Annotated in this window: 20 protein-coding genes; 4 read left to right on the forward strand and 16 right to left on the reverse strand. The window is 38.2% G+C overall.

What is annotated here, in order from left to right; all coding sequences use genetic code 11:
* Positions 1–22: 22 nt before the first annotated feature.
* The 14 genes from glgD to gndA all read right to left on the reverse strand — a co-directional run bounded on the left by glgD (position 23) and on the right by gndA (position 16441).
* Complete coding sequence (gene glgD, locus CZ490_RS05530) at positions 23–1129, reverse strand: glucose-1-phosphate adenylyltransferase subunit GlgD (protein ID WP_077617961.1); 1107 nt, start codon at positions 1127–1129, stop codon at positions 23–25.
* A 23-nt stretch (positions 1130–1152) separates the two neighbouring features.
* Positions 1153–2307, reverse strand: a complete 1155-nt coding sequence (locus CZ490_RS05535) for a glucose-1-phosphate adenylyltransferase (RefSeq protein ID WP_077617962.1) — start codon at positions 2305–2307, stop codon at positions 1153–1155.
* The gene (gene glgB / locus CZ490_RS05540) at positions 2304–4247 is read right to left on the reverse strand and encodes a 1,4-alpha-glucan branching protein GlgB (RefSeq protein ID WP_077617963.1); all 1944 of its coding nucleotides are present in this window, start codon (positions 4245–4247) and stop codon (positions 2304–2306) included. The genes CZ490_RS05535 and glgB overlap by 4 nt, the downstream gene beginning before the upstream one ends.
* A 404-nt stretch (positions 4248–4651) precedes the next feature.
* Positions 4652–5665 (reverse strand): glycoside hydrolase family 15 protein, encoded by a 1014-nt coding sequence (locus CZ490_RS05545; RefSeq protein ID WP_077617964.1) that lies wholly within the window; start codon positions 5663–5665, stop codon positions 4652–4654.
* A gap of 277 nt (positions 5666–5942) precedes the next feature.
* Positions 5943–6470, reverse strand: coding sequence for a hypothetical protein (locus CZ490_RS05550; RefSeq protein WP_077617965.1), 528 nt, complete (start codon positions 6468–6470; stop codon positions 5943–5945).
* The gene (locus CZ490_RS05555) at positions 6467–6844 is read right to left on the reverse strand and encodes a hypothetical protein (protein ID WP_077617966.1); all 378 of its coding nucleotides are present in this window, start codon (positions 6842–6844) and stop codon (positions 6467–6469) included. The genes CZ490_RS05550 and CZ490_RS05555 overlap by 4 nt, the downstream gene beginning before the upstream one ends.
* A 265-nt stretch (positions 6845–7109) precedes the next feature.
* A complete protein-coding gene (locus CZ490_RS05560; RefSeq protein WP_077617967.1) occupies positions 7110–8087 on the reverse strand; it encodes a ring-cleaving dioxygenase in 978 nt (325 codons plus the stop codon).
* A gap of 201 nt (positions 8088–8288) precedes the next feature.
* Positions 8289–9230, reverse strand: a complete 942-nt coding sequence (gene larC, locus CZ490_RS05565) for a nickel pincer cofactor biosynthesis protein LarC (RefSeq protein ID WP_077617968.1) — start codon at positions 9228–9230, stop codon at positions 8289–8291.
* 2 nt (positions 9231–9232) lie between these two features.
* Entirely contained in the window at positions 9233–9988 is a 756-nt protein-coding gene (larB, locus tag CZ490_RS05570) for a nickel pincer cofactor biosynthesis protein LarB (protein WP_077617969.1), read from the reverse strand.
* 71 nt (positions 9989–10059) lie between these two features.
* Positions 10060–11586 (reverse strand): gluconokinase, encoded by a 1527-nt coding sequence (locus CZ490_RS05575; protein ID WP_234987172.1) that lies wholly within the window; start codon positions 11584–11586, stop codon positions 10060–10062.
* Positions 11587–11651: 65 nt separating this feature from the next.
* Positions 11652–12452 (reverse strand): ATP-dependent sacrificial sulfur transferase LarE, encoded by an 801-nt coding sequence (gene larE / locus CZ490_RS05580; protein ID WP_077617971.1) that lies wholly within the window; start codon positions 12450–12452, stop codon positions 11652–11654.
* Between the two features lie 83 nt (positions 12453–12535).
* On the reverse strand, positions 12536–13306 hold the full coding sequence (locus CZ490_RS05585; RefSeq protein WP_077617972.1) for an SDR family oxidoreductase: 771 nt from the start codon (positions 13304–13306) through the stop codon (positions 12536–12538).
* A gap of 72 nt (positions 13307–13378) precedes the next feature.
* Positions 13379–14647 carry a nickel pincer cofactor-dependent isomerase, group 22 gene (locus tag CZ490_RS05590; protein ID WP_077617973.1) on the reverse strand — a complete coding sequence of 423 codons (1269 nt, stop codon included), beginning with the start codon at positions 14645–14647 and terminating at the stop codon, positions 13379–13381.
* A gap of 381 nt (positions 14648–15028) precedes the next feature.
* Positions 15029–16441 carry an NADP-dependent phosphogluconate dehydrogenase gene (gene gndA, locus CZ490_RS05595; RefSeq protein WP_077617974.1) on the reverse strand — a complete coding sequence of 471 codons (1413 nt, stop codon included), beginning with the start codon at positions 16439–16441 and terminating at the stop codon, positions 15029–15031.
* 379 nt (positions 16442–16820) lie between these two features.
* On the opposite strand from gndA, the gene ilvD (CZ490_RS05600) reads away from it, so the two are divergent.
* Together ilvD (CZ490_RS05600) and ilvD (CZ490_RS05605) are read left to right on the forward strand one after the other, a co-directional pair.
* Positions 16821–18503 carry a dihydroxy-acid dehydratase gene (gene ilvD / locus CZ490_RS05600; RefSeq protein ID WP_077617975.1) on the forward strand — a complete coding sequence of 561 codons (1683 nt, stop codon included), beginning with the start codon at positions 16821–16823 and terminating at the stop codon, positions 18501–18503.
* 421 nt (positions 18504–18924) lie between these two features.
* Entirely contained in the window at positions 18925–20607 is a 1683-nt protein-coding gene (gene ilvD, locus CZ490_RS05605) for a dihydroxy-acid dehydratase (RefSeq protein WP_077617975.1), read from the forward strand.
* A 240-nt stretch (positions 20608–20847) separates the two neighbouring features.
* Here the strand turns inward: ilvD (CZ490_RS05605) and nadA are convergent, their stop codons facing one another.
* On the reverse strand, positions 20848–21960 hold the full coding sequence (nadA, locus tag CZ490_RS05610; protein ID WP_077617976.1) for a quinolinate synthase NadA: 1113 nt from the start codon (positions 21958–21960) through the stop codon (positions 20848–20850).
* A gap of 58 nt (positions 21961–22018) precedes the next feature.
* On the reverse strand, positions 22019–23572 hold the full coding sequence (gene nadB, locus CZ490_RS05615; protein ID WP_077617977.1) for an L-aspartate oxidase: 1554 nt from the start codon (positions 23570–23572) through the stop codon (positions 22019–22021).
* 213 nt (positions 23573–23785) lie between these two features.
* On the opposite strand from nadB, the gene CZ490_RS05620 reads away from it, so the two are divergent.
* Together CZ490_RS05620 and CZ490_RS05625 are read left to right on the forward strand one after the other, a co-directional pair.
* Positions 23786–24919, forward strand: a complete 1134-nt coding sequence (locus tag CZ490_RS05620; RefSeq protein ID WP_077617978.1) for an IscS subfamily cysteine desulfurase — start codon at positions 23786–23788, stop codon at positions 24917–24919.
* A gap of 16 nt (positions 24920–24935) precedes the next feature.
* Entirely contained in the window at positions 24936–25478 is a 543-nt protein-coding gene (locus CZ490_RS05625) for a transcription repressor NadR (RefSeq protein ID WP_077617979.1), read from the forward strand.
* Positions 25479–25481: the final 3 nt, after the last annotated feature.

The raw sequence follows: 25481 nt of genomic DNA on the forward strand, positions 1-25481 counted from the left end.
TAATCGAAACTAGTGAATAAAGTTAAATGATATCAGCTTTTTTAATAACCTTTGGAGTATGTTCACCTATGATTATTTTTTCAGCAGTAATGTTTACTTGTTTATCTGTTATGACATTTTCAAGATATGTTCCTTCGTCAATAACACCCTTCTGCATGATAATACTATTTTTAACTGTGGCACCTTTTCGAATTTTGACGCCACGGAATATAATGCTATTTTCAACCGTCCCCTCAATATCACTACCATTAGCAATCAATGAATTACTAACGTTTGAGGTTGTCGAATATTTAACAGGTGGTTCATGCTTTGTCTTTGTATAAACCTCCCAGTTATCAAAGAAGAATTCCTTCGTAACTTGTGGGTTTAAGAATTCCATATTTGTTTTATAATAGCTTGCTATTGAATGAATAAATGGCATATAACCTTTAAAATGATAGCTGTTTACTTGTAAGTGAGATAGATTAGCCTTTACTATATCTCGGATAAAATCGTATTCACCGTTTTCATAGCATTTTGTAATAAGTTCAATGAGTAATTTCTTTGAAAACACAAATGTTTCCGTACAAACTGGGTCACCCTGCTGCGGAGATGTATAGAGTTCTAAGTTAGTAACTTGATCCTCAGCATTTAAAATGCATTTGTGATAGATTGGTTTATTAACAGGCTCACCATCATAATCCTTGTATACGATTGTGAGGTCTGCTCCACTTTCTCTGTGGCTCTTGATTACATCATTAAAATTTATTTTATACACATGATGTCCTGGAGAAAGAATTACAGTGTCTTCATGAGATCGCTTGAAGAATTCTAGATGATCATAAAATTGTTGAACGTCGCCGACTATACTTTTATCTGGATGGATTGGTGGTAAGATAAACAACCCTCCGTTTCTCCGATCCAGATCCCACTCCTTGCCAGAACCTAGATGATCCATGATGGAACGATATTTGTCTTTTGTAAAAATAGCCACCTTCTTGATTTGGGCGTTAATAAAATTGGACATTGTAAAGTCAATTAATCGATATCTGCCTCCGAAGGGTACTGCTGCTAGACATCGATGTTGAGTTAATTCTTTTAAATACTGTTTATCATTAACTAAATTTATTACACCAATTACTCGTTCCAATCTTATCGCTCCTCATAATATATTTATTTACTTATTGTTAATGGTCTAACAATGGTTTCGTCACCAACTAATGTAATGGCAGCATCAGGTGCATCTGACCCAATATGTGCCCCATCAGGGATACATAAGTCACTAGCAATGATTGCCTTGTGGATGGTCACATTTTTGCCGATTGTGACATTGGGCATGATGACAGAATCTTTTATGAGTGAATTCTCCCCTACCTTTACATTGTATGAGAGAACCGAGTGGTCAATTGCCCCATGTACAATACAGCCCTCATTAATCAATGATTGAGAAACCTTTGCGGCTGACGATATATATTGTGGTGGATGAGTCGCGATACCCGTAAAAAATGGCCAGCTAGGGTCGTGTAAATCGAAGCCTGGCGAATCAGCCAATAAATCCATATGTGCTTCCCACAGGCTTTCAATGGTTCCAACATCCTTCCAATAGCTATCAAATTGGTACGCATATAGTTGATTATTGTCTGCCAGTAATTTTGGGATTATATCTTTCCCAAAATCATTGGACGAGTGAATGTTACCTTCATCTTCGATTAAATATTCTTTTAGTAGTTTCCATTTAAATAAGTAAATCCCCATTGAGGCCAGATTGCTTTTTGGATTCGCCGGTTTTTCATCGAATTCAACAATTCTCTTCTCTTCGTTTGTATTCATAATCCCGAAGCGGCTTGCTTCTGCCCAAGGTACTTCGATAACAGCAATTGTTGCTGCAGCATCTTTTTCAAGATGAAAACGAAGCATCTTACTATAATCCATTTTGTAAATATGATCGCCTGAAAGAACTACAACATATTCTGGATCATATTGCTCAATATAATGGATATTTTGGTAGACTGCATTGGCAGTTCCTTTGTACCAATCCCCACCATTCTTACCTAGGTATGGCGGCAGGACTGTTACACCCCCGTTGTTCCGGTCTAAATCCCATGGACGTCCATTACTTACATAATTATTAAGTACATGTGGACGATATTGAGTAATTACACCAACTGTATCAATACCCGAATGAGTACAATTACTTAATGGAAAATCAATAATTCGGTATTTACCACCAAATGGAACCGCGGGTTTGGCAAGGGTAGTTGTTAATTCCCCCAATCTTGACCCTTGACCACCTGCTAATACAACTGCAATCCACTTCTTTGACCTCATTTTTTGACGACACCTCTTTTTCTCTTTTTTGTCTCTTTTCTAAAGATACTAATTGCTAAAGGTGGAACTTTAATTGTCATGCTGTATGGTTGATTATGTGCAGGCGTCTTATCAACTGATATAGCAGTTGCATTAATCTGACCAGAGCCTCCAAATTCCACTGAATCACTATTAAACAGTTCTATATAACTCCCTGTTGATGGGACGCCAATACGATAGTCTTCATAGACTTCTGTGGAAAAGTTACAAACGATGATTGAGTAATCACCTTTGCGCTTTCCATGTCTCATAAATGTAATTACTGATTGTTCGTGATTACTTGGGTCAATCCATTCAAAACCGTCTTGTTCATGATCCAGTCTCCAAAGGCTAGAGTTCATACGGTAAAAATGTTGAAGCTCTTTAAAGTAGGTTTGGAGCCCTTTGTGAGAATCATAGTTAAGAAGCATCCAATCGAGTTCCTCAAGTTCCTTCCATTCGGAAAATTGACCGAACTCTCCACCCATAAAAAGAAGCTTTTTTCCAGGATGGGTCATCATATAACCATATAACAATCGCAAGTTTGCGAATTTTTGCCAGTAGTCCCCAGGCATTTTATCTAATAGGGATTTCTTCCCATGGACAACATCATCGTGTGAAAAAGGTAATACAAAATTTTCTGAAAATGCATAGAAGAAAGAAAAAGTTAATAAATTATGATTATAGCGTCTATCAGAGGGGTGGAGTCGCATGTATTTTAGGACGTCATTCACCCAGCCCATATTCCATTTATAATTGAAGCCTAAGCCACCTTCTGTTGTAGGTGCCGTTACAAGAGGATAATCGGTTGCCTCTTCTGCAATCATTAACACTCCCGGATATCTATGGAAGATAGCTTCATTTGCCTTCTTAATAAACTCAATTGCTTCAAGGTTCTCTTCGCCGCCAAATTGATTATAAAGCTTTTCTTGTTGTGGGTTATCGTGGTTGAGGTAAACTAATGATGATACTGCGTCAATTCGAAAGCCATCAATATGATATATATCCATCCAAAACGCAAGATTTGAAAGTAAGAAACTATGAACCTCTAATTTTGTGAAATCAAAACTATATGTCCCCCAGAGAGGTCGGTCTGCTCGTTTTGAATCTGTGGGTTCATAAAGTGGAGTCCCATCAAATCTGCCTAAACCATGTTCGTCACGGCAAAAGTGTACTGGAACCCAGTCGAGTATGACGCCAAGGCCCTTTTGATGACATTGGTCCACAAAGTACATAAAATCCAATGGACTACCATGTCTACTGGTTACTGAATAGAAACCAGTAATTTGGTACCCCCAGGATAAATCGAACGGATGCTCCATAATAGGCATTAGCTCGATATGTGTAAAGCCTTGGTCAACTACATAGTCAATAACTTCGTCGGCAAGCTCCCGATATGTATAAAAGCAACCATCCTCTTTCTTCTTCCATGAACCAGTATGTAGTTCATAAATTAACATTGGATTATGGTACGATTCGGCTTTATCCCTAGCTGTTATCCATTTTTTATCATTCCATTTATACTGGTCGAGTCGTGAAACAACTGACGCAGTATTTGGTCTTACTTCGGAAGAGAATGCGAACGGATCTGCTTTTAATTTCTTTTCGCCATTTGCGGTGATAATTTCATATTTATACAGATCACCTTCTTTTAATCCTGGGATAAAACCAATCCATACTCCTGAGTTAGGAATCTTATTGAGGGTATGTTCATTGCCCAACCAATGATTGAAATCCCCAACAACGGACACTGCTTTTGCGTGTGGTGCCCATACCGAAAAGCGAACACCATCTTCTCCTTTATAGGACATGATGTGTGCGCCAAGCATGTTATAGGCCTCTAATAATGTCCCTTCATGAAATAAATACAAATCAAATTCACTTGGGAAAAGTTCAATCTCTTTTTCGGCGATTGAATTCATCATGGTATCCTCCTTTTGATATATGTAAAGAGAACGTTTGTAATACCAACAACTTACAACAATTGTATGAAGTTATATAAAACCAAAGTTTTGTATTACTTATTCACTTTATTATATTAATTCGGCCTGAAGCAGAAATATTCCTTTGGCGAATAATGTTTTTTATTGTCGTATACGGTAGAAAGGCAAAAAAAATATTATTTTAGTTATTGTAAATTATTTAGGAGGTTTGTAATCGCTTACAGATTATGGTTGATATAAGAGGTTTTTTCACATGATTTTAGTATCCGAAATTATATTTAGATAATATTATAATCATTGTTGTTATTGTGGAGTTTATTATTTTAATATAATAATGGTCGTAACACTTTTGAATAAATAAAAAAAGCTGCTTTCGCAGCTTTTTAAGATATTTTTTGTTGAGCAAGGTCTTCGATTTTTGTAAGGAATATATAGGACATTGCGACTGACCATGCTAATGGTGTATTTCCATTGGGTCTGTTTGTTCCACCAACGTAAAGCTCAGGAACTTCCCAATTGTCTGGTACTATCCTTTTGGTTTTTTCTATATATTCGCTTGCTTTGTTAAATTGACCTAGTTCAAGATAGCATAGCCCTAGCCAAGGGAAACCAAAGCACCACTCTGCTTCGCTTCCTTCGTTATAATATTGATCATTTTCATAACGGATGACTCCATGTGTGCGTTCTAATTTAGAGGAAACGGTTTCAACAATTTTAATTGCCGTGTCACGATCGACAACTCGATATGGGAATACAAGGGATAGAAGTGCTAAATCAGTATCCTTTGTTTCACTTTCTCGAGGTAAAAGGTTTCGGAGAGCCTCCTCACCTTTTTTAATCAAATCCTCTTTTACATTTACAAGAATTTTTACGGCGTTTAGCCCAGCTACACATGCCCCTAAACTTGAAGCATGAACTTCCATATTTTCTTCCCACATACCATTATCCTTTGCTTGCCAGTATTGAAGGCACTCTAGATAATCAACAAGCTTTTGAACAATTTCAATATCCTTTTTATCACGAATTACTTTTTGCCCCAAGCGGTAACCCTCACCTACTCCCCATAGGAACGCACCAATCGCATCATTTTGGGCATGCCCCCATTCGACTGGCATTTCTCTAAGGTCTGTTGAGTACCGTGAATGGATATATTCAAATAAATAAATCGGTTTCTTTTTCCGATGGATATCAATTTTCCACTCATACGTTCTAAACATATCAAATAAAGCATGATAGGCATTCGCATATCTCTCAGATGGTTCATTAATAAAAGGTAGTACTGTATATACTATATCTCGAATCCATACATAATTATAATCATTAGATACACTTGCTGTGTAAGCACCATTTGATAAACGCATACGGTCAAGAACCTGAATTGCTTTATTGGTATACATTTCGTATCACCCCATTAGCTTATTTAATATACATTCATTCTTGACATAAATCATATTTATAAAACACATCCAAGGAATTTTAAGGCTATTTCACATATTCAATTTTGGAGTTTAGCTTTACTCTATAATATGTAAGCAAAACCAAAATGATAACAATTGTCTCCTTTTTGTGAGAATTGCCTACATTTTGTGCTTGTCACTGCTCGAATTTTCTTGTTTCACAAAACGTTTCACAAAAAAAGACCAATCTTTTTTGTGATTGGTCTTTTTTGTGAATTTATCTTTTCTTGAAAATAATTGAAATAATCTCGTCGGTTGTCATATCACTATTTATTTCAAAGCTGCCAAGCTTCAAATATTTAGCAACCCCTTTTTTCTCAACAAGGTTAGCGAAGTCCCAAGCATCCCCACTGATAATATTTGCTGAGATAAGTGCTTTTCCGACCTCATAGCTAGTCATACCTTCTGAAACTGTGATAACTGTTTTATGAACAACAGGCTCTGCAGGTTCTTCTTTCTCTTCTTTTACTTCTTCCTTCTTCTCTGCCTCAGTTTCTTCTACTTTTGGTTCTTCTTTAGGTACTTCCACTGAATTCTTGGCTTCAGCAATAGCGTTGTTCCACTCATCTTCCGTTTGAACAACATACCCTTCGGCACTTAAAAGACTTTTCAGCTCTTCGACAGATGGTTTTTCCTCTGCCTTTGTACTCGTTGCTTGTTCTGGTCCAAAGAAATATACGACTGCACATACAGTTGCTGAAAGTAAGAGCCCAGAAGCAAAGCTAGTCAATGTTTTTGCATTCATTGGGCTACCTTTCTCCCTTCTGTTTGTTTTGTAAATGGAGAAAGCAATGATTGTACTTCAATTTCACTTAGTTCCTTCTCGTTTGCAATGCTTGTAACTGAGTAACCTCTTTTAAATAAGTCAAGAATATCACGAAGCAATTCGCGCTGCTCTCGATCAGTAGTATCAATCCCCGCTTGGTTAGCTATAATCTCATTATCTAGCTCAAGGTTTCTCATTTGTTGTTGTAGCTTGTTAATTTCTTCCATAAAACTAATTGAATATAGTTCAAGCTCTCGCTGTTCTGCCTTTTTTGCCTTTTTCGTAAGGGTATAGGATAAAATGAGCAAACCTGCTGCAACCCCAAATAATATGACTAACGCCCATTCCATCATTGGACATCATCCTTTCAATGCTTTTTGTCTTACAACAGATAATTATACAATGAAATAAGACAAATTTCGATTGAATTCGATAAAATACTTCTATAGTCTTTGGGATTGGAAGAAATTAACGAACAGGTATAGTAGTTTCACACCTTTGGACCTATGTACAATGTACATTTGGTAAATGCTTGAAAGCTTGAATAACCAATAATTACTACTGATAAAAAATAAAAAAGATGCCTCTCTTACATAGAGACATCCTTAACTTTAGGGTTTATTCTTTCGTAAATTCCTTTGTGCTTCTAATGGTATCAATAGGGCGAACGTATGATTCTATAGATTTTCGCTTTGGTTCTAAAAATGGTGGTAATGAAAGTTTTTCCCCCAATGTTTCGTAGGGTTCGTCTCCCATAAAACCAGGACCGTCAGTAGCAAATTCAAAAAGAATACCAGGTGCCACTCTTGAATAAAGTGATCCAAAGAAGAAACGATCTACAAATCCTGAGGTTTGGAAACCGAATCCACGTAAATGTTTATCCCACTCGTCAAGAACAGATTTATCATCGACACGAAAAGCGGCATGATGTACTGTACCAAATCCTTGCTGTGCTGGCGGGAGAACGGTGTTATTCTCAACGACAACTTGAGCTCCATTTCCACCTTCACCAACTTCAAACAGGTGGAAAGAACCTTCTTGTCCAATTTCTTTAAATTGTAGCACCTTTTCAAGCATTTCTTTAAAAAAGTCAAAATGTGCGGTACGAACAAATAATGGTCCTAAACCAGTAATCGCGTATTCTAATGGAATAGGCCCTTTTTGCCATGGAGTTCCAGCAGCTACGCCTTTATTATTTTCATCAGAGACCAATTGGTATTGTTGGTCATCGAAATCAACGAAAGATACTGTTTTTACCCCAAATTGTTCCTTGACGCCAAAGTGTTTAATATTCAATCGATCAAAACGTTTGACCCAATAATCGATAGCTTCATCAGTAGGAACTCGAAAAGATGTTTTTGAAATTTCGTTTGTTCCATGTACTCCTTTCGGAATTCCTGGAAAATCGAAGAAAGTCATATCTGTTCCTGGACTACCTGTATCATCTGCAAAGAATAAGTGATGGGTTTGAATATCATCTTGGTTCACTGTTTTCTTTACTAATCTCATCCCTAATGTATAAGTAAAAAACTCATAGTTCTTTTCCGCACTGCTCGTAATCGCAGTGACATGGTGTATTCCCTTTAAACCGTTCATGTAATAATTCCTCCAATTTTGCTCTCTTTTATAAGTGTCCCCTAGGAACTAATAAACTAGTATAGTAAAAAATCTCTTTGGTTAAAATATCTTAAATTCAAGATAATTATACTGCTTAAAAAATTTAGTGTCAATAAACAAAACTCATATTCTTATTGATAAAAAAATGTCCCCACATTCCTGTGAGGACAACTGAATGGGTTATTCTCCGATAATAACTCGAAGAACATTCGGACGATCTTTAAACGTTTTGGTACCAGCACCATAGCCAATTGATGCAACCTTCATTGTAGGAAGAGTACAAAATTCATCAGTTAGCACGGAGATGATTCCTGCTCCTGTTGGAGTCGTGAGCTCAAAACGAACATCACTTTGTTCGATTGGCACTCCTTTTAGAATTTCGAGTGTTGCAGGTGCTGGAACTGGGTATATCCCATGATCGATATGTATTTTTCCTGTACCAACAGGAACGGAAGATGATTTAATCGATGAAATCTCAAGCTGCTGTAGTAAAATCGCTACGCCGACGATATCAATAATGGAGTCGACAGCACCCACTTCATGAAAATGGACTTTTTCTAACGGAAGTCCATGAATAAGCCCTTCCGCTTCACCTATTTTCTTGAAAATTCGAAGTGACATATCTTTAACCTCGGGTGCTAGTTCAGAATCGTTAATCATTTTTACGATATCTTTATAGGCACGATGGTCATGGTGGTGATGATGTCCATGGTCATGATGGTGCGAGTGTGAATGTTCATGATGATGATCATGGTCATGGTCGCGCGAATGAGAATGTTCATGATGATGATCATGGTCATGGTCGTGCGAATGAGAATGTTCATGATGATGATCATGGTCATGGTCGTGCGAATGAGAATGTTCATGATGGTGGTCATGGTCATGGTTGTGCGAATGTGTATGTTCATGATGATGGGAGTCATTTTTTAAGATAACATCAAATTTTGTTGAAGTTATTCCATTTTTTACGACTTTTTGCCATTTTAATTCGTATTCATCGTGAAAATGCAGCTTTTTCAATTCAGTTACAAGATGATGAGGATCTGCACCTGCATCTAGTAGTGCTCCAATCACCATATCTCCGCTTATGCCGGAAAAACAGTCAAAATATAAGGTCTTCATTTTTATTTTTGTTCTCCTTTTCGTGCTAGTTGGTCAATCAAGACCGCATTGTATGCACCACCGAAACCATTGTCGATATTAACTACACTGATTCCGGATGCACAAGAATTAAGCATTGTCAGGAGGGCTGATAGGCCATTAAAGTTCGCTCCATATCCAATACTTGTTGGAACTGCAATGATTGGGTGGGATACAAGGCCACCTACTACACTCGGTAGAGCGCCCTCCATTCCGGCAACCACAACGGATACATTTGCTTGTTGAATTTCTTCTATATTATCAAATAAACGGTGGATACCTGCCACACCTACATCGTAAAAGCGACGAACTTGACTACCTAGTACCTCTGCGGTAATGGCTGCCTCTTCTGCTACCCTTAGATCAGAAGTTCCCGCACATACAATTGCAATATAGTCTGTGCTTCCTGTAACTACAGATGATTTGTCTTTCCAATAAAGAATTTGTGCGGTTTCATTGTAAACATATTCTGGGTTTGATTGTAAAACAAAGTCTGCTTTTTCCTGAGTAATACGGGTTACAAGTACGTTGTCCCCGCGTCCTTTGATTACATTAACAATTGATAAAATTTGTTCCTTTGTTTTTCCTTCACCAAACACAATTTCAGGAAAGCCCTGTCTGTTTTTTCGATGATGGTCAATTTTTGCAAACCCCAAATTTTCATAGGTTGCAAGTTGTAGCTTTGCATCCTCGATACTCAATGTTCCCTGCTTTACTTGCTCTAAAATTTCTTCTACCATAGTTCACACACCTTAATCGATAAAAATCGATGTATACCTTGAAGCGTCAGCAAATACTGACGCCTCATTAGTTAAAAATGTTTGATGATATCTTTCTCAATTGCTACATATTTCTCGAAAATAGCTTTATATTGTTCATGGTTTACCATATTCGGTATCACAGGTTCACCCATTGGAATGTTGTCTTTGATTTCTTCAAAGGAGTTCACCTTTCCAATGCCAACCAATGCAGTCCAAGCCGCTCCCCATGCTGCACTATGATGAGTTTCTGGGACATATACCTCTTTCCCAAATACATCAGCAAGCATTTGAAGCCACAGTGAAGAACGCGCCATTCCACCGTTAACATAAAGCTTATCCGTTTCACCGGCCTGATTTTCAAGTGCCTTTCCAATTTGATATAGGTTAAACGTAATTCCCTCTAGTACAGCTCGAACAAAATGTTCCGTTTTATGTGTAACTGACATTCCAAAGAAATTTCCTCGCGCCTGTTGATTCCATAGTGGTGCTCGTTCCCCATTAATATATGGATGGAAGAATAAACCGTCAGCACCAGGTCCAACCTTAGCAGCTTCGGCTGTAAAATGGTCAAAGCTTTCCTGATAATTAAGAGTCTCTTTTAACCATTGGAGTGCGATTCCACCATTATTTGTTGGTCCGCCGACAATAAAATAGTCTTCAGAAAAAGCATAGCAGAAGGTTTCATGTTTTTTATTTGATTGGAATCCCTTTGTAAATTGACGAATTGCCCCACTTGTACCAACTGTTACAGCAACTTCGCCTGGAGAGATTGCGCCAATTCCTAAATTGGCGAATTGACCATCAGCGGCTCCGATGATAAACGGCATATCCTTTGATATCCCCATTTCTTCAGCAATCGTAGGATTAATTTCAGTTAATTGATAGGTAGGCGGCACAATTTTTGATAGCATGTCCTCAGTGATACCAGCTTTTTTAAGGACATCAGTATCCCATTGAAAGGTATTTCCGTTAAACATACCTGTTGCAGATGCCATGGAATAATCGATAACTCGTTGATTAAACCATTTTAATAACAAATATTCTTTAATCGATAAGAAATAGCTTGATTGCTTATATGGAATATAATCAAGTTCTTTCATCCAAATGAGTTTTGCCAAAGGAGACATCGGATGAATCGGCATACCTGTTTTTGAGAAAATTTCAAGACCGTCAGATTCCATCAGTTCATCTGCCTGTTTTGTACTTCTACCGTCAGCCCAAATCAGTGCTTGGGAAAGGGCTTCTCCGTCCTCCCTCATACAAATGATGGAATGCATAGCAGCCGATATGCCTAAGCTAATAATTTCTTCTTTATTAACATTTGCTTGCTGAATGGCCATATTAATCGCCTTTACAGCGGAACGCTCAATTTCATCAGGGTCTTGCTCGACCCAGCCTTGTTTAGGGTAGTAAGAGGTAACTAAATCCTCTGCTTCTGCAACTACTTTACCATCAAGCGTAAAGATTACTGCTTTTGCACTGGTAGTCCCTAAATCGAGACCAATGACGTATTCATGTGACATACCTACATCTTCCTTTACACGTTCTATCGTAATATCATTAGTTTGTGATTTCATGTTACCATATTATTCTTTCCAATGAAAAAGCTTTGGAATCTTATCTTTCCAAAGCTTTTTTCTACTTAAGAAAGTACTTTATTCATACTTCCACTCTTGTAACCTACTAAATCTAGGGTTATATATTTATAGCCAATTACATTTAGCTCTTTAGTTATAGCTTCATGATTTTCTAAAACAATCTTCATATCACTAGGTTCAACTTCAATTCTTGCAATATCTTGGTGAGTACGGACACGAACCTGACGAATCTGGAGTGATTTTAGATATTCCTCAGCTCTTTCAACTTTTGTGAGTTTTTCAATTGTGATTTTTTCACCGTATGCAATCCGCGAAGACAGACATGCAAAAGATGGTTTATTCCACGTTGGCAAATCAAACTCACGGGATAATTCACGAATTTCATCCTTGAAAAGATTTGCCTCTTGTAGTGGACCACGGATGCCTTTTTCCTTAGCTGCTTTCATTCCTGGACGGAACTCATTCATATCATCTGCTATGACACCATACACAACATTGTGATAGCCTTCACGTTCCATAACAGGTATGAGGTGATCAAACAAACTGCTTTTACAGAAATAGCAACGATTGCGGTCGTTCTCTGTATAACCCGGAATGGCCAGCTCCGATGTTTCAATTACGCGATGATTGGCACCAATACGCTCTGCAAGAACTTGAGCTTCTTTTAGCTCAGTTGAGGGATATGTTTCCGAATCAGCAGTAACCGCTAGTACATGTTCTTTTCCAAGTGTGTCAACAGCTACCTTTAGTAAGAAGGTGCTGTCAACACCACCGGAAAATGCAACGACAACAGATTCCATCTCTCGGAGAATTGACACAAGCTTTTGATACTTTTCATCAATCATTTGTCTTCTCCCCTTTTCTCCCGTTGTAAAATTAAGTTACCTCTTCTATTTATATTGTTTTATGTCTATAAAAGAAGTATGAATTAGATAGTCATACTTCCAAATCCACCGTCAACACGAAGGAATGTACCAGTTACGAAGCTAGAAGCGTTCTCTGATGCTAGGAAAACAGCAGCGCCTTTTAACTCATCAGGGTTACCGAAACGATTCATTGGAGTGTGACCCATGATGGATGCAACACGCTCTTCACTCAAAATCTTACGGTTTTGTTCAGCTGGGAAGAAACCAGGAATGATTCCATTTACACGAATGCCGTGCGGTGCAAATTCTCTAGCTAGGAACTGAGTCATGCTGTTCACACCTGCTTTAGATACTGAGTAAGTAAATACTTTAGATAGTGGTGTTGTAGATGACACAGAAGAAATATTAATAATGCTTCCTTTAGTTCCTTGATCAATCATTCTCTTAGCAAAAATTTGAGTGGCAACGATATATCCTTTAAGGTTAACGTCCATGATTTTGTCATACTCGTCCATATCTAGCTCAAAGAATGGAGTTGGGCTGTTCATACCTGGTGCATTAAGAAGGATGTCAATGCTACCTGACCAAGCTTCGATTTCTTTCGCAACATTTTCAAGTGATTCGCGAGAAAGTACATCTGCAGTGAATCCTTTTGCTACTCCACCTTCTGCTTCAATTTCTTTTACAACTGCCTCTGTTTTTTCAAGATTACGCCCAACAATCGCTACTTTTGCGCCATGTTCAGCAAAACCTTTACAAATTGAAGATCCTAGTACACTATTACCACCGATTGCTACTGCTGTTTTACCCGTTAAATCAAATAATTTAGACATGTTATTTCCCCTTTTCTTTTATGTAATCAGTACTTAGTAATGTTTATCGGGGAAATACCCCCCGATAAACGATTAAAATAAGTTTCCGTTTTCGTCGAAGCCAAATTCATATAAGTCAGAAGCCTGTTCCATATTAGGATGTTTTTGAATGTAGTCAAGTAGGGCTTCAGATACTTCGATTTCACTAACATGTAAAGTGTCTTTAATACGAACCATTTTGACCTTGGTAAAATCTAAGATATTACATGTTTTTATTGCTGCTTGAATCGCTTCTTTGTCATTTGGGAGTGTTGTTGCAATTTTAGTAGGTGCAACAACGGTTGATGTCAATCCATTTGCATATGTGAATTCAAGGTCCATTTTGTCAACCAAACGCTGTGTTGTGAAATCAGCAGTACCAACCCCGTTTGCATTACCCTCTGTTTCAGGAGTAAGATCAAGTACAACCATTTTGTTCACTTCTGGACCACCGTGTGCATATGGAGTTGGATAACGACCCGTAATATTAGGGTCCATTCCGTCTCCACTAATGTTTTTACCAATCTGATCGATGATAAGCACATCTATTTGATCAAAGAATAACTTTGGAAGTAGCTGTTTGGCTTGAGCTTGCAGCTCAGGTTCTTTTTCAACAATTTCATTTGGTAGCATGACTTCGATTCGTGCTACTCTGTCAAATGCATTTTCTACCGTAGCTATGCCGAAAAGGATAGGTGTCTTTTCCATAATCATCTGAGCCATTGCCGGAACGTTCTCGGCCATATATTTAAACCCGAGTTGATGACATGCTTCCGCACCTTTTTGTTTACCAAGGCCGATACTAATCATTTTTTGTATACCACTCTCAACAGTTCCTCGGAATGCTGTGTGTGGTTTTACACGGTTAATAACAACAATGCCGTCAGCCTCAGAAGCAAATTTATCTACATAAACAGGTAGGCCATTTGGTAATTCACCTAGCTTAATTACTTCCATAGAAGATCGAATTTCACAGCCAACACTTTCTTCAGTTACACCAAGGTGTTTTAACACTTCGCGTTGACCTTCGCCTGTAGCTCCACCGTGGCTTCCCATACTTGGAACGATAAACGGTTTACCGCCTTGCTCTTTTATGAACTGAACAGTTGTTCTTGTGATAGCAACTAAACTGTCAATTCCACGACTTCCTACAGCAATCGCAATTTCCATACCTGGTTTAATGGTTTGCTTAACTTCTCCTCGTTGCAGCTTAGTTGTTAAATCCTCTTCAAGATTTTCAACTTTTGAATCATCAAAATGCTGCATAATTTTAAGCATCTTTGGAACGGGAATATCCTTTAATAATTCTTGGAGAATACCCATGTGACTCCCTCCTTATACATTGAACTGTAAATAGTGTACGCACTTTTTAATACAATGTCTCTAATAAAGAACATGTAGAGTTCTAATTATGTAATCCCTTACATCGGGAGATATCATTTTTACAAACAAAAGGCGGGGTTTCAATATTGAAACCCCAACAATGTTTTTCCCCACATTAACTGGCAGTAAGATCCCAGCTTCAAGACTTCAGGGGAAAATATCACAGGAGTATTATTGAGGGATCAACTGCCAGTAAAAGCCCAAGAAGTACAAAGACTAAGATCGTCACGTCCTGTGTCAACGTCTTTGTGACCCACGTCATGTGGGACTCAACTAACATTCAGTGGGAGAGGAAGCTCTCCTACTGAATGAAGTTTCACTTTATTCCATCCAGTTTGTATGGAAAGTACCTTCTTTATCAACACGTTGGTAAGTGTGAGCACCAAAGTAGTCACGTTGTGCTTGTAAAAGGTTTGCAGGTAATGTTTCAGTACGGTAGCTATCATAGTATGCAACTGCACTTGCAAAACTTGGAACAGGAATTCCATTTTCAATTGCAAGAGAGATAACTTTACGTAATGAAGCTTGGTATCCTTCTGCAATTTCCTTGAAGTATGGGTCTAATAATAGGTTTGCTAACTGGCCGTCACGGTCATAAGCTTCTTTGATTTTTTGTAGGAATTGTGCACGAATGATACATCCACCACGGAAGATCATTGCGATTTCTCCGTAATTTAAATTCCAATCATATTCTTCAGATGCGGCACGCATTTGAGCGAACCCTTGTGCATATGAAATGATTTTACTTAAGTAAAGAGCTTTACGTACAGCTTCAATTAATTCTTGCTTATCTCCACTGAACGGTTGTACAGATGGACCAGTAAGAACTTGGCTTGCTTTTACACGCTCATCTTTCATAGCTGAGATGAAACGAGAGAATACAGATTCAGTAATGATTGGTAGAGGAACACCTAAATCAAGTGCATTTTGGCTAGTCCATTTACCAGTACCTTTTTGACCTGCAGTATCAAGGATTAGATCAACAAGTGGTTTACCTGTTTCTTCATCTTTTTTAGTGAAAATATCAGCAGTAATTTCAATTAAGTAGCTGTCTAGTTCACCTTTATTCCATTCAGCAAATACTTCATGAAGTTCGTCTGTGCTTAATCCTAGAACATTCTTTAAGATGAAATATGCTTCACAGATTAATTGCATGTCTCCATATTCAATACCGTTGTGTACCATTTTTACATAGTGACCAGCACCGTTTGGTCCGATATAAGTACAACATGCATCACCAGATACCTTTGCAGAAATTGCTGTTAGGATTGGTTCAACAAGCTCATAAGCTTCTTTTTGACCACCAGGCATGATAGAAGGACCCTTTAGTGCTCCCTCTTCCCCACCAGAAACACCAGTTCCGATGAAATGAATACCTGTTGATTCTAATTCTTTGTTACGACGAATTGTATCTTGGAAGAATGTATTTCCACCATCAATTAGAATATCATTTTCCTCTAAATATGGTTTTAAAGAATCAATTGTTGCATCTGTTGCAGGTCCAGCTTTAACCATTAATAAAATTTTACGTGGTTTCTCTAGGGAATTAACAAATTCCTCGATCGTTTTTGCACCAACAAAGTTTTTTCCTGCTGCTTCATTTTGTAGGAACTCTTCTGTTTTTTCATATGAACGGTTAAAAACAGCAACAGAGTATCCTCTGCTCTCTATGTTTAACGCTAAGTTTTTACCCATTACAGCCAATCCAACTACACCAATTTGTTGCTTAGACATAAAATCAAACCTTTCTAATTATGTAATGATAGAAAACAAATCATGAGGTTATTTTGCGTATCTTTTAAATAGATTATGACAATTTAATTTAAAAGATTATGTATCAGTCATATAATTAATTTGTTTCCTAAACTAACTATTTATATATAGAAGAATATACTGTTTAGGTCAATTCGTCAACCATTGAAATTGATAGATTTGTTGAATTAATGAAGCTATTAATTTTAAAATCTTATAAAAACAACAAAATTTAATAATTGATTATCTAAAAAATAGTGTTACAATGAGTAATAATTTAAATTTTTTGATTTTACTTTATTCATCAAAAAAGCATAATCTTTTGTCGAATAAACGTAATTATATATTGGAGGTAACTATTATGTCTGAACAACAACGTAGTAATATGATTAAATCAGGAATTGATCGAGCGCCACACCGAAGTTTACTTCGTGCTGCAGGTGTTAAGGAAGAAGATTTTAACAAACCATTTATCGCAGTCGTAAACTCATATATTGATATTGTACCAGGTCATATTCATTTACAAGAGTTTGGTAAAATTGTAAAAGATGCAATTCGAGAAGCTGGTGGAGTTCCATTTGAAATGAACACAATTGGTGTTGATGATGGTATTGCTATGGGTCATATCGGAATGAGATATTCCCTGCCAAGCCGTGAGATCATCGCTGATTCAATTGAAACAGTTGTTGCCGCTCACTGGTTCGACGGTATGGTTTGTATTCCCAACTGTGATAAAATCACACCAGGAATGATGATGGCTGCAATGCGTCTAAATATCCCGACTATCTTTGTTAGTGGTGGACCGATGGCAGCTGGACGTGATGCTGCTGGAAATCCACTTAACCTAAACTCAGTATTTGAAGGCGTTGGTGCTTATCAATCTGGAAAAATTGATGAAGCGAGATTAACAGAACTCGAGCAATTTGCTTGTCCTACCTGCGGTTCATGTTCTGGTATGTTTACTGCGAATTCTATGAACTGTTTAGCAGAAGGTCTTGGATTAGCCCTCCCAGGAAACGGTACAATCTTAGCGGTTGCTGAAGAAAGAAAAGAATTTGTTAAAAAATCTGCGAAACAATTAATGAATTTAATTGAAAAAGATATTAAACCACGTGATATCGTTACGATTGAAACAATCGATAATGCATTCGCATTAGATATGGCAATGGGTGGATCTACGAATACTGTACTTCACACTCTTGCAATTGCTCAAGAAGCTGAAATTGAGTATTCACTAGAACGTATCAATGAAATTGCAGCACGTGTTCCACACTTAGCGAAAATTGCTCCTGCATCTGATCATCATATTGAGGATGTGCATAATGCGGGTGGCGTTAGCGCAATTATCAATGAATTGCTTAAAAAGCCAGGTGCAATTGATGGAGATCGTATAACTGTTAGTGGTAAAACATTACGTGAAAATGTAGAAGGCTGTGAAATTACAGATCATAACGTCATCCGTCCACTTGAAAACCCTCACTCTGAAAAAGGCGGACTAGCTATCCTATTTGGTAACTTAGCTCCTGAGGGTGCTGTCGTTAAGGTTGGTGCGGTTGACCCTGAAGTTGGTGGATATCATAGAGGTCCAGCAGTGTGCTTCGATTCTCAAGAAGATGCCCTATCAGCAATCATTGTAGGTAAAGTTAAGGAAGGCGACGTAGTCGTTATTCGTTATGAAGGTCCTAAAGGTGGTCCAGGTATGCCGGAAATGCTTGCACCAACCTCTCAAATCGTTGGTCGCGGTCTTGGAGCAAAAGTCGGCTTAATTACTGACGGACGTTTCTCTGGTGCATCAAGAGGTATCTCAATCGGACATATTTCTCCTGAAGCTGCTGAAGGTGGTCCAATTGCATTTGTTGAAGATGGCGACTTCATTGAGCTTGATTTAAATAATCGTACAATCAAATTAGAAGTCTCTGATGAAGAATTCGAAAAACGCAAGGCTAATTGGAAAGGCTTTGAGCCAAAAGTGAAAAAAGGCTACCTAGCTCGCTATTCAAAATTAGTTACAAATGCAAGTTCTGGTGGAGTAATGAAATACTAGGCTGTTCAGAGTGTAGACAAAGTCAATCTTGACTTTGTCTACACTCATTTTTCAAACAATACTAGTATGAATTACTTTCCCAGACTGTCTTGAAAACGCTTGTCATACAAGGCGCGCAGCCGATCGAAGACGCGAATAGAAGTTGCCTTCATGAGCGGACGAGAGAGGCAAGCAACGAAGTATGCGAGCGTTTGTCAACAGTCTGANAGGTCAATTCGTCAACCATTGAAATTGATAGATTTGTTGAATTAATGAAGCTATTAATTTTAAAATCTTATAAAAACAACAAAATTTAATAATTGATTATCTAAAAAATAGTGTTACAATGAGTAATAATTTAAATTTTTTGATTTTACTTTATTCATCAAAAAAGCATAATCTTTTGTCGAATAAACGTAATTATATATTGGAGGTAACTATTATGTCTGAACAACAACGTAGTAATATGATTAAATCAGGAATTGATCGAGCGCCACACCGAAGTTTACTTCGTGCTGCAGGTGTTAAGGAAGAAGATTTTAACAAACCATTTATCGCAGTCGTAAACTCATATATTGATATTGTACCAGGTCATATTCATTTACAAGAGTTTGGTAAAATTGTAAAAGATGCAATTCGAGAAGCTGGTGGAGTTCCATTTGAAATGAACACAATTGGTGTTGATGATGGTATTGCTATGGGTCATATCGGAATGAGATATTCCCTGCCAAGCCGTGAGATCATCGCTGATTCAATTGAAACAGTTGTTGCCGCTCACTGGTTCGACGGTATGGTTTGTATTCCCAACTGTGATAAAATCACACCAGGAATGATGATGGCTGCAATGCGTCTAAATATCCCGACTATCTTTGTTAGTGGTGGACCGATGGCAGCTGGACGTGATGCTGCTGGAAATCCACTTAACCTAAACTCAGTATTTGAAGGCGTTGGTGCTTATCAATCTGGAAAAATTGATGAAGCGAGATTAACAGAACTCGAGCAATTTGCTTGTCCTACCTGCGGTTCATGTTCTGGTATGTTTACTGCGAATTCTATGAACTGTTTAGCAGAAGGTCTTGGATTAGCCCTCCCAGGAAACGGTACAATCTTAGCGGTTGCTGAAGAAAGAAAAGAATTTGTTAAAAAATCTGCGAAACAATTAATGAATTTAATTGAAAAAGATATTAAACCACGTGATATCGTTACGATTGAAACAATCGATAATGCATTCGCATTAGATATGGCAATGGGTGGATCTACGAATACTGTACTTCACACTCTTGCAATTGCTCAAGAAGCTGAAATTGAGTATTCACTAGAACGTATCAATGAAATTGCAGCACGTGTTCCACACTTAGCGAAAATTGCTCCTGCATCTGATCATCATATTGAGGATGTGCATAATGCGGGTGGCGTTAGCGCAATTATCAATGAATTGCTTAAAAAGCCAGGTGCAATTGATGGAGATCGTATAACTGTTAGTGGTAAAACATTACGTGAAAATGTAGAAGGCTGTGAAATTACAGATCATAACGTCATCCGTCCACTTGAAAACCCTCACTCTGAAAAAGGCGGACTAGCTATCCTATTTGGTAACTTAGCTCCTGAGGGTGCTGTCGTTAAGGTTGGTGCGGTTGACCCTGAAGTTGGTGGATATCATAGAGGTCCAGCAGTGTGCTTCGATTCTCAAGAAGATGCCCTATCAGCAATCATTGTAGGTAAAGTTAAGGAAGGCGACGTAGTCGTTATTCGTTATGAAGGTCCTAAAGGTGGTCCAGGTATGCCGGAAATGCTTGCACCAACCTCTCAAATCGTTGGTCGCGGTCTTGGAGCAAAAGTCGGCTTAATTACTGACGGACGTTTCTCTGGTGCATCAAGAGGTATCTCAATCGGACATATTTCTCCTGAAGCTGCTGAAGGTGGTCCAATTGCATTTGTTGAAGATGGCGACTTCATTGAGCTTGATTTAAATAATCGTACAATCAAATTAGAAGTCTCTGATGAAGAATTCGAAAAACGCAAGGCTAATTGGAAAGGCTTTGAGCCAAAAGTGAAAAAAGGCTACCTAGCTCGCTATTCAAAATTAGTTACAAATGCAAGTTCTGGTGGAGTAATGAAATACTAGGCTGTTCAGAGTGTAGACAAAGTCAATCTTGACTTTGTCTACACTCATTTTTCAAACAATACTAGTATGAATTACTTTCCCAGACTGTCTTGAAAACGCTTGTCATACAAGGCGCGCAGCCGATCGAAGACGCGAATAGAAGTTGCCTTCATGAGCGGACGAGAGAGGCAAGCAACGAAGTATGCGAGCGTTTGTCAACAGTCTGAACAGCCTGATATGATTCAGGCTGTTTTTTCGTAGTTATGCCCTTTGGAGCATTCTATTGAGTGCAAATATTGCATATTGAGCAATCTCATCAGGGACCTTAATATGTTGGGTCAGCTCTCTTCTCTCAATCATCTCTAAAGACCAAGTTAAATGTGGTAAATCAATTCGATTCATCGTTAAACAAGCACATAGATGTGGATTAAGTGAAATGATTTCTTTATCAGGATGTTGTGTGATGATTCGTTGAACAAGATTCATCTCGGTTCCGATAGCCCATTTGCTACCTGATGGTGCCTTTTCAATCATTTCAATAATATAAGCAGTAGAACCTGCATAGTCCGCAAGAGCCACCGTTTCATAGGGGCACTCTGGATGAACGATAATATTCATTTCTGGTTTTGTTTTTCGGATATTCTCAACATTTGTTGGAGTGAAATTTTCATGGACGGAGCAATGTCCTTTCCAAAGAATGATTTTGATATCCTCTACTTTGCCTTTGTATCCTAAGGTATGATGAATTGGATCCCAAACAGCCATCTTATCTAGTGGAATTCCTAGCGTTTGTGCTGTGTTTCTTCCTAAATGCTGGTCAGGTAGGAATAAGATTCTTTCTTTTTGTGTAAACGCCCATTGGAGCATTTTCTTCGCGTTTGAAGATGTAACAGTTGCTCCCCCGTTTTTTCCGACGAATGCTTTAATCGCAGCGGTTGAATTAACATAAGTCAAAGGTAATATCGTATCACCGAAAATCTCTTGTAATTCGCTCCAGCACGTTTGTGTTTGGTTAATATCCGCCATATCGGCCATTGAACACCCGGCTCTCATATCAGGTAAAAAAACTTTTTGTGACTCTGTCGTTAAAATGTCGGCTGTTTCTGCCATAAAGTGAACCCCACAAAAAACAATAAACTCCGCATCTGTATTTTCAGCAGATAGTTGTGCAAGCTTTAAAGAATCTCCGGTTGCGTCTGCGAACTTTATCACTTCATCCTTTTGATAATGATGACCCGGTATGAAAAGCCGCTTTCCTAAACGAGCCTTTATTTCAGAAACCCGTTCTTCCATTTCCTTTACGGATAAAGATTTATATTGTTCTGGAATGGTTGCTCCTGCTATATTCGTTTTCATCATTTCTAAAATGTTCATAAACATTCTCCTCCTTATAAAGATGGATGTTCCATTGTACACACCTATATTTCTGGCATTATGAATAAACGATAGTTTCAAAGGTTTTCCCTTGAATAATCTCTTTTTTGTACCATGAATGATTGTCTTCTGCTGGATAGTCCTCACGGAAGTGACCACCCCTACTTTCAGTCCTCATGATTGCAGACCTTGCGATTAACCATCCCACAGTAATCATGTTTACTAACTCGAGCTGTTCAAGTGATAAGTGAATAGGTGCAATGCCTTCAAATTCCTGTTTGTACGTTTCGAACCATTCGATTGCATATTGAAGACGCGCATGATTCCGCACAATTCCAACATTGTCCATCATCATTTCTTGAATTTGTGCTTTTGAAGGTAGTTTAAGAGTATCGTATCTGATATGTACTGAATTGCTTACGGAATTGTGAAACGAGCTATTTGGTGAATAATCTTTAAGAATATCTCTAGCAACAATATTCCCAAATACAATTCCTTCAAGTAATGAGTTGCTAGCTAGCCGGTTGGCTCCATGTACGCCGGTACATGCGACTTCACCGACAGCATACAAACTAGGTATGGATGTAAGTCCTTTCACATCAGTTTTAACTCCTCCCATTGAAAAATGGGCTCCTGGTACTACTGGTAACAGGGCTCTCTCCAGTGGAATCTCATTTTCGATACAAAGATTGGTGATCGTTGGAAAGCGTACTGTAAAATCATCTATCATGGAGATGTCTAAATAGACTTTATTACCACGACTGTTTTCATTGAAAATGGCACGAGCAACAACATCTCTTGGCGCTAAATCCAATAAGGGATGGATACCACTCATGATGGGTTTACAATCTTGATCTACAAGGATTGCCCCCTCTCCCCTTACTGCCTCTGAAACAAGTCCACAGGTTTTACCTTCTTTGTGTAATAAGGTCGGATGAAATTGAATAAATTCCAAATCATATAACTTAGCGCCGGCTCGATAGGCCATTGCGAGACCATCCCCACAAATCGTTTTGTCATTCGAGGTAGACGAGTATAGGCCGCCACATCCCCCGGTTGCTAGAATTGTATAATCTGCAATATATTCCTCAATCGTATGGTCAGATGCTAATGCTTTAACTCCAATACAGCGGTTATTTTCAATCATAAAATCAATCGCTGTTCGATCCTCTATAATTTGCACCCGCTCCTTGACCTTGCCTACCATATACATAACCAAGGCTTTCCCTGTAGCGTCACCCCCTGCATGGAGGATTCGTCTTGTCGAATGAGCCCCTTCTTTGCCCAACAAAAGATTTTCGTCCTCGTCTTTATCAAATTCCATTCCATTATTTATCAGATCGATTAGATAATCTGGCCCCTTCTTAACTAAAATGTCAACTGCAGTTTCATCGTTGTGATAGCAACCAGCCGAAACAGTATCCTTAAAATGAGATTGCCAAGAATCATCTTTTCCGATGCTTGTAGCGACACCGCCTTGAGCCAAAATGGAGTTACTATTTGTCACTTTTGACTTTGTGATTATAATCACATTCTTATCCGCACTTAATTGGTAAGCAGCGGTCAATGCTGATATTCCACTGCCAATAATAATGATGTTGCTTCTTGGCATTCGATAAGCCTCCCTAAACACCATTTTTTAAGGTTTTTTCAACAAATGATGGATTGTTAATATACATCTGTCTTGACACCTATATTTACACAAATGTAGACTAATGACAAGATATTTTTTAATCAAATCACATCAATTTTGGTGGAAATATATAAAGTTATATTTGATAGTTTCATATACTTTTCTAGAGAGTTTGAAAGGATGGTAAAGACTATGATTTATTTAGATTATGCAGCTACGACCCCAATCCGCGAAGAAGTACTTCATGCTTATAATGAGGTGTCAAAAAATTATTATGGAAATCCAAGTAGTTTACATGACGTTGGCTCAAATGCGAAGCAATTGCTAGAATTGTGTCGTAAGGAGCTTGCTGATAAAATAAATGGAGATTCAGATGGCGTATTTTTTACTAGCGGAGGCACTGAATCAAATCAATTAGCGATTCGCTCACTTCTAGATGCACATAAAACAAAAGGAAACCATTTGATTACAAGTTCTACCGAACATTCATCCATTCATAATCTATGTAAGCAACTTGAAACAGAAGGATTTGATGTCACATACCTCCCCGCTGACCAATATGGGCAGGTTCGTTTGGAGGATTTACAATCGGTGGTTACGGATCAAACGATTTTAGTGTCGATTCAGTTTGCAAATCCTGAAATTGGTACAATCCAGCCAATTAAAGAAATCGGTGAATTCCTTCATGACCATAATATTCTGTTCCACAGTGATTGTGTACAGGCTTTTGGTAAGGTTCCAATTAATGTGAAGCAGCTACATATCGATAGCTTGTCAATTTCTAGCCATAAGATAAATGGACCAAAGGGTGTTGGTGCTTCCTATATAAGTCCTTCTGTGAGGTGGGTACAACAAATACCTGGAACCTCACATGAAAACGGATTTCGTCCTGGAACGGTGAATGTACCTGGAATCGCATCCTTCATTACTGCTGTACAGCTTATATGTAGCGAAATGGAAGTGAATACTGTCAAGTATCAAGAATTGCGAAAGCGGCTTGTTACGGGGATTGAAACGATAGGACACCCTATTCTAGTTGAAGGGCATGCAATAGACCAGCTTCCACATATTGTTGGTTTGTCCGTTGCAGGATTGCAAGGCCAATATGTCATGCTTGAATTCAACCGTCGTGGAATTGCAATTTCCACTGGGAGCGCGTGTCAAATTGGTTCTCAATCCCCTTCTAAGACGATGCTGGCAATCGGTAAATCAAAAGATGAAGCAAAACAGCTAATTCGTCTATCCTTTGGACATATGACAAAGGAAGATGACATTGATAAAGCAGTAGACGTTTTAGGAAACATTACACAACAGCTTTATGTGTAATATTGGAGGGAAAAAAATGAGTGGAGATAAAAAACTATTAGGGGAAAAACGAAGAGAAACAATCGTAAAATGGTTAAAAGACAGCCCCCACCCCATAATTGGAGAGGAACTGTCAAAACGCGCAAATGTCAGTCGGCAGGTCATTGTGCAGGATATCTCATTATTAAAAGCTAAAAATGAACCAATTGTTGCAACCAGCCAGGGCTATATCTATTTAGGGGAACAATCAAAGCAGGAAAATTATTCACGGATTATAGCGTGTAAGCATTCATCAGAGGAAACGGAAAAAGAACTCAATATTCTAGTTGATAATGGTGTAATTGTTCGAGATGTAATTGTAGAGCACCCTGTATATGGTGATCTTGCGGGTTCATTGATGATTAAAAATCGGTTTGAGGTAAAACGTTTTATTGAAAGAGTTTCAGAAACGAACGCCTCCCTCCTATCGTTATTAACGAATGGTGTGCATCTACATACCATTGAAGCAGATTCAGTTGAAAAAATAGATGCAGCCTGTAAGGCTCTACGTGAAGTGAATATTTTATTAAGTGATCAATAAAAA

The sequence above is a fragment of the Litchfieldia sinesaloumensis genome (assembly GCF_900156865.1).
Taxonomy (GTDB): Bacteria; Bacillota; Bacilli; order Bacillales; family Bacillaceae_L; genus Ferdinandcohnia; species Ferdinandcohnia sinesaloumensis.

Coding starts and splice junctions, on each gene's coding strand:
- CZ490_RS05560 (WP_077617967.1), bottom strand. CDS start 8,087: ATGAACGGTTTAAAGGGAATACACCATGTCACTGCGATTACGAGCAGT.
- larC (WP_077617968.1), bottom strand. CDS start 9,230: ATGAAGACCTTATATTTTGACTGTTTTTCCGGCATAAGCGGAGATATG.
- CZ490_RS05555 (WP_077617966.1), bottom strand. CDS start 6,844: ATGATGGAATGGGCGTTAGTCATATTATTTGGGGTTGCAGCAGGTTTG.
- CZ490_RS05575 (WP_234987172.1), bottom strand. CDS start 11,586: ATGAAATCACAAACTAATGATATTACGATAGAACGTGTAAAGGAAGAT.
- CZ490_RS05545 (WP_077617964.1), bottom strand. CDS start 5,665: ATGTATACCAATAAAGCAATTCAGGTTCTTGACCGTATGCGTTTATCA.
- CZ490_RS05535 (WP_077617962.1), bottom strand. CDS start 2,307: ATGAGGTCAAAGAAGTGGATTGCAGTTGTATTAGCAGGTGGTCAAGGG.
- CZ490_RS05620 (WP_077617978.1), top strand. CDS start 23,786: ATGATTTATTTAGATTATGCAGCTACGACCCCAATCCGCGAAGAAGTA.
- ilvD (WP_077617975.1), top strand. CDS start 16,821: ATGTCTGAACAACAACGTAGTAATATGATTAAATCAGGAATTGATCGA.
- larB (WP_077617969.1), bottom strand. CDS start 9,988: ATGGTAGAAGAAATTTTAGAGCAAGTAAAGCAGGGAACATTGAGTATC.
- larE (WP_077617971.1), bottom strand. CDS start 12,452: ATGATTGATGAAAAGTATCAAAAGCTTGTGTCAATTCTCCGAGAGATG.
- nadB (WP_077617977.1), bottom strand. CDS start 23,572: ATGCCAAGAAGCAACATCATTATTATTGGCAGTGGAATATCAGCATTG.
- CZ490_RS05590 (WP_077617973.1), bottom strand. CDS start 14,647: ATGGGTATTCTCCAAGAATTATTAAAGGATATTCCCGTTCCAAAGATG.
- gndA (WP_077617974.1), bottom strand. CDS start 16,441: ATGTCTAAGCAACAAATTGGTGTAGTTGGATTGGCTGTAATGGGTAAA.
- CZ490_RS05625 (WP_077617979.1), top strand. CDS start 24,936: ATGAGTGGAGATAAAAAACTATTAGGGGAAAAACGAAGAGAAACAATC.
- ilvD (WP_077617975.1), top strand. CDS start 18,925: ATGTCTGAACAACAACGTAGTAATATGATTAAATCAGGAATTGATCGA.
- nadA (WP_077617976.1), bottom strand. CDS start 21,960: ATGAACATTTTAGAAATGATGAAAACGAATATAGCAGGAGCAACCATT.
- CZ490_RS05585 (WP_077617972.1), bottom strand. CDS start 13,306: ATGTCTAAATTATTTGATTTAACGGGTAAAACAGCAGTAGCAATCGGT.
- glgB (WP_077617963.1), bottom strand. CDS start 4,247: ATGAATTCAATCGCCGAAAAAGAGATTGAACTTTTCCCAAGTGAATTT.
- CZ490_RS05550 (WP_077617965.1), bottom strand. CDS start 6,470: ATGAATGCAAAAACATTGACTAGCTTTGCTTCTGGGCTCTTACTTTCA.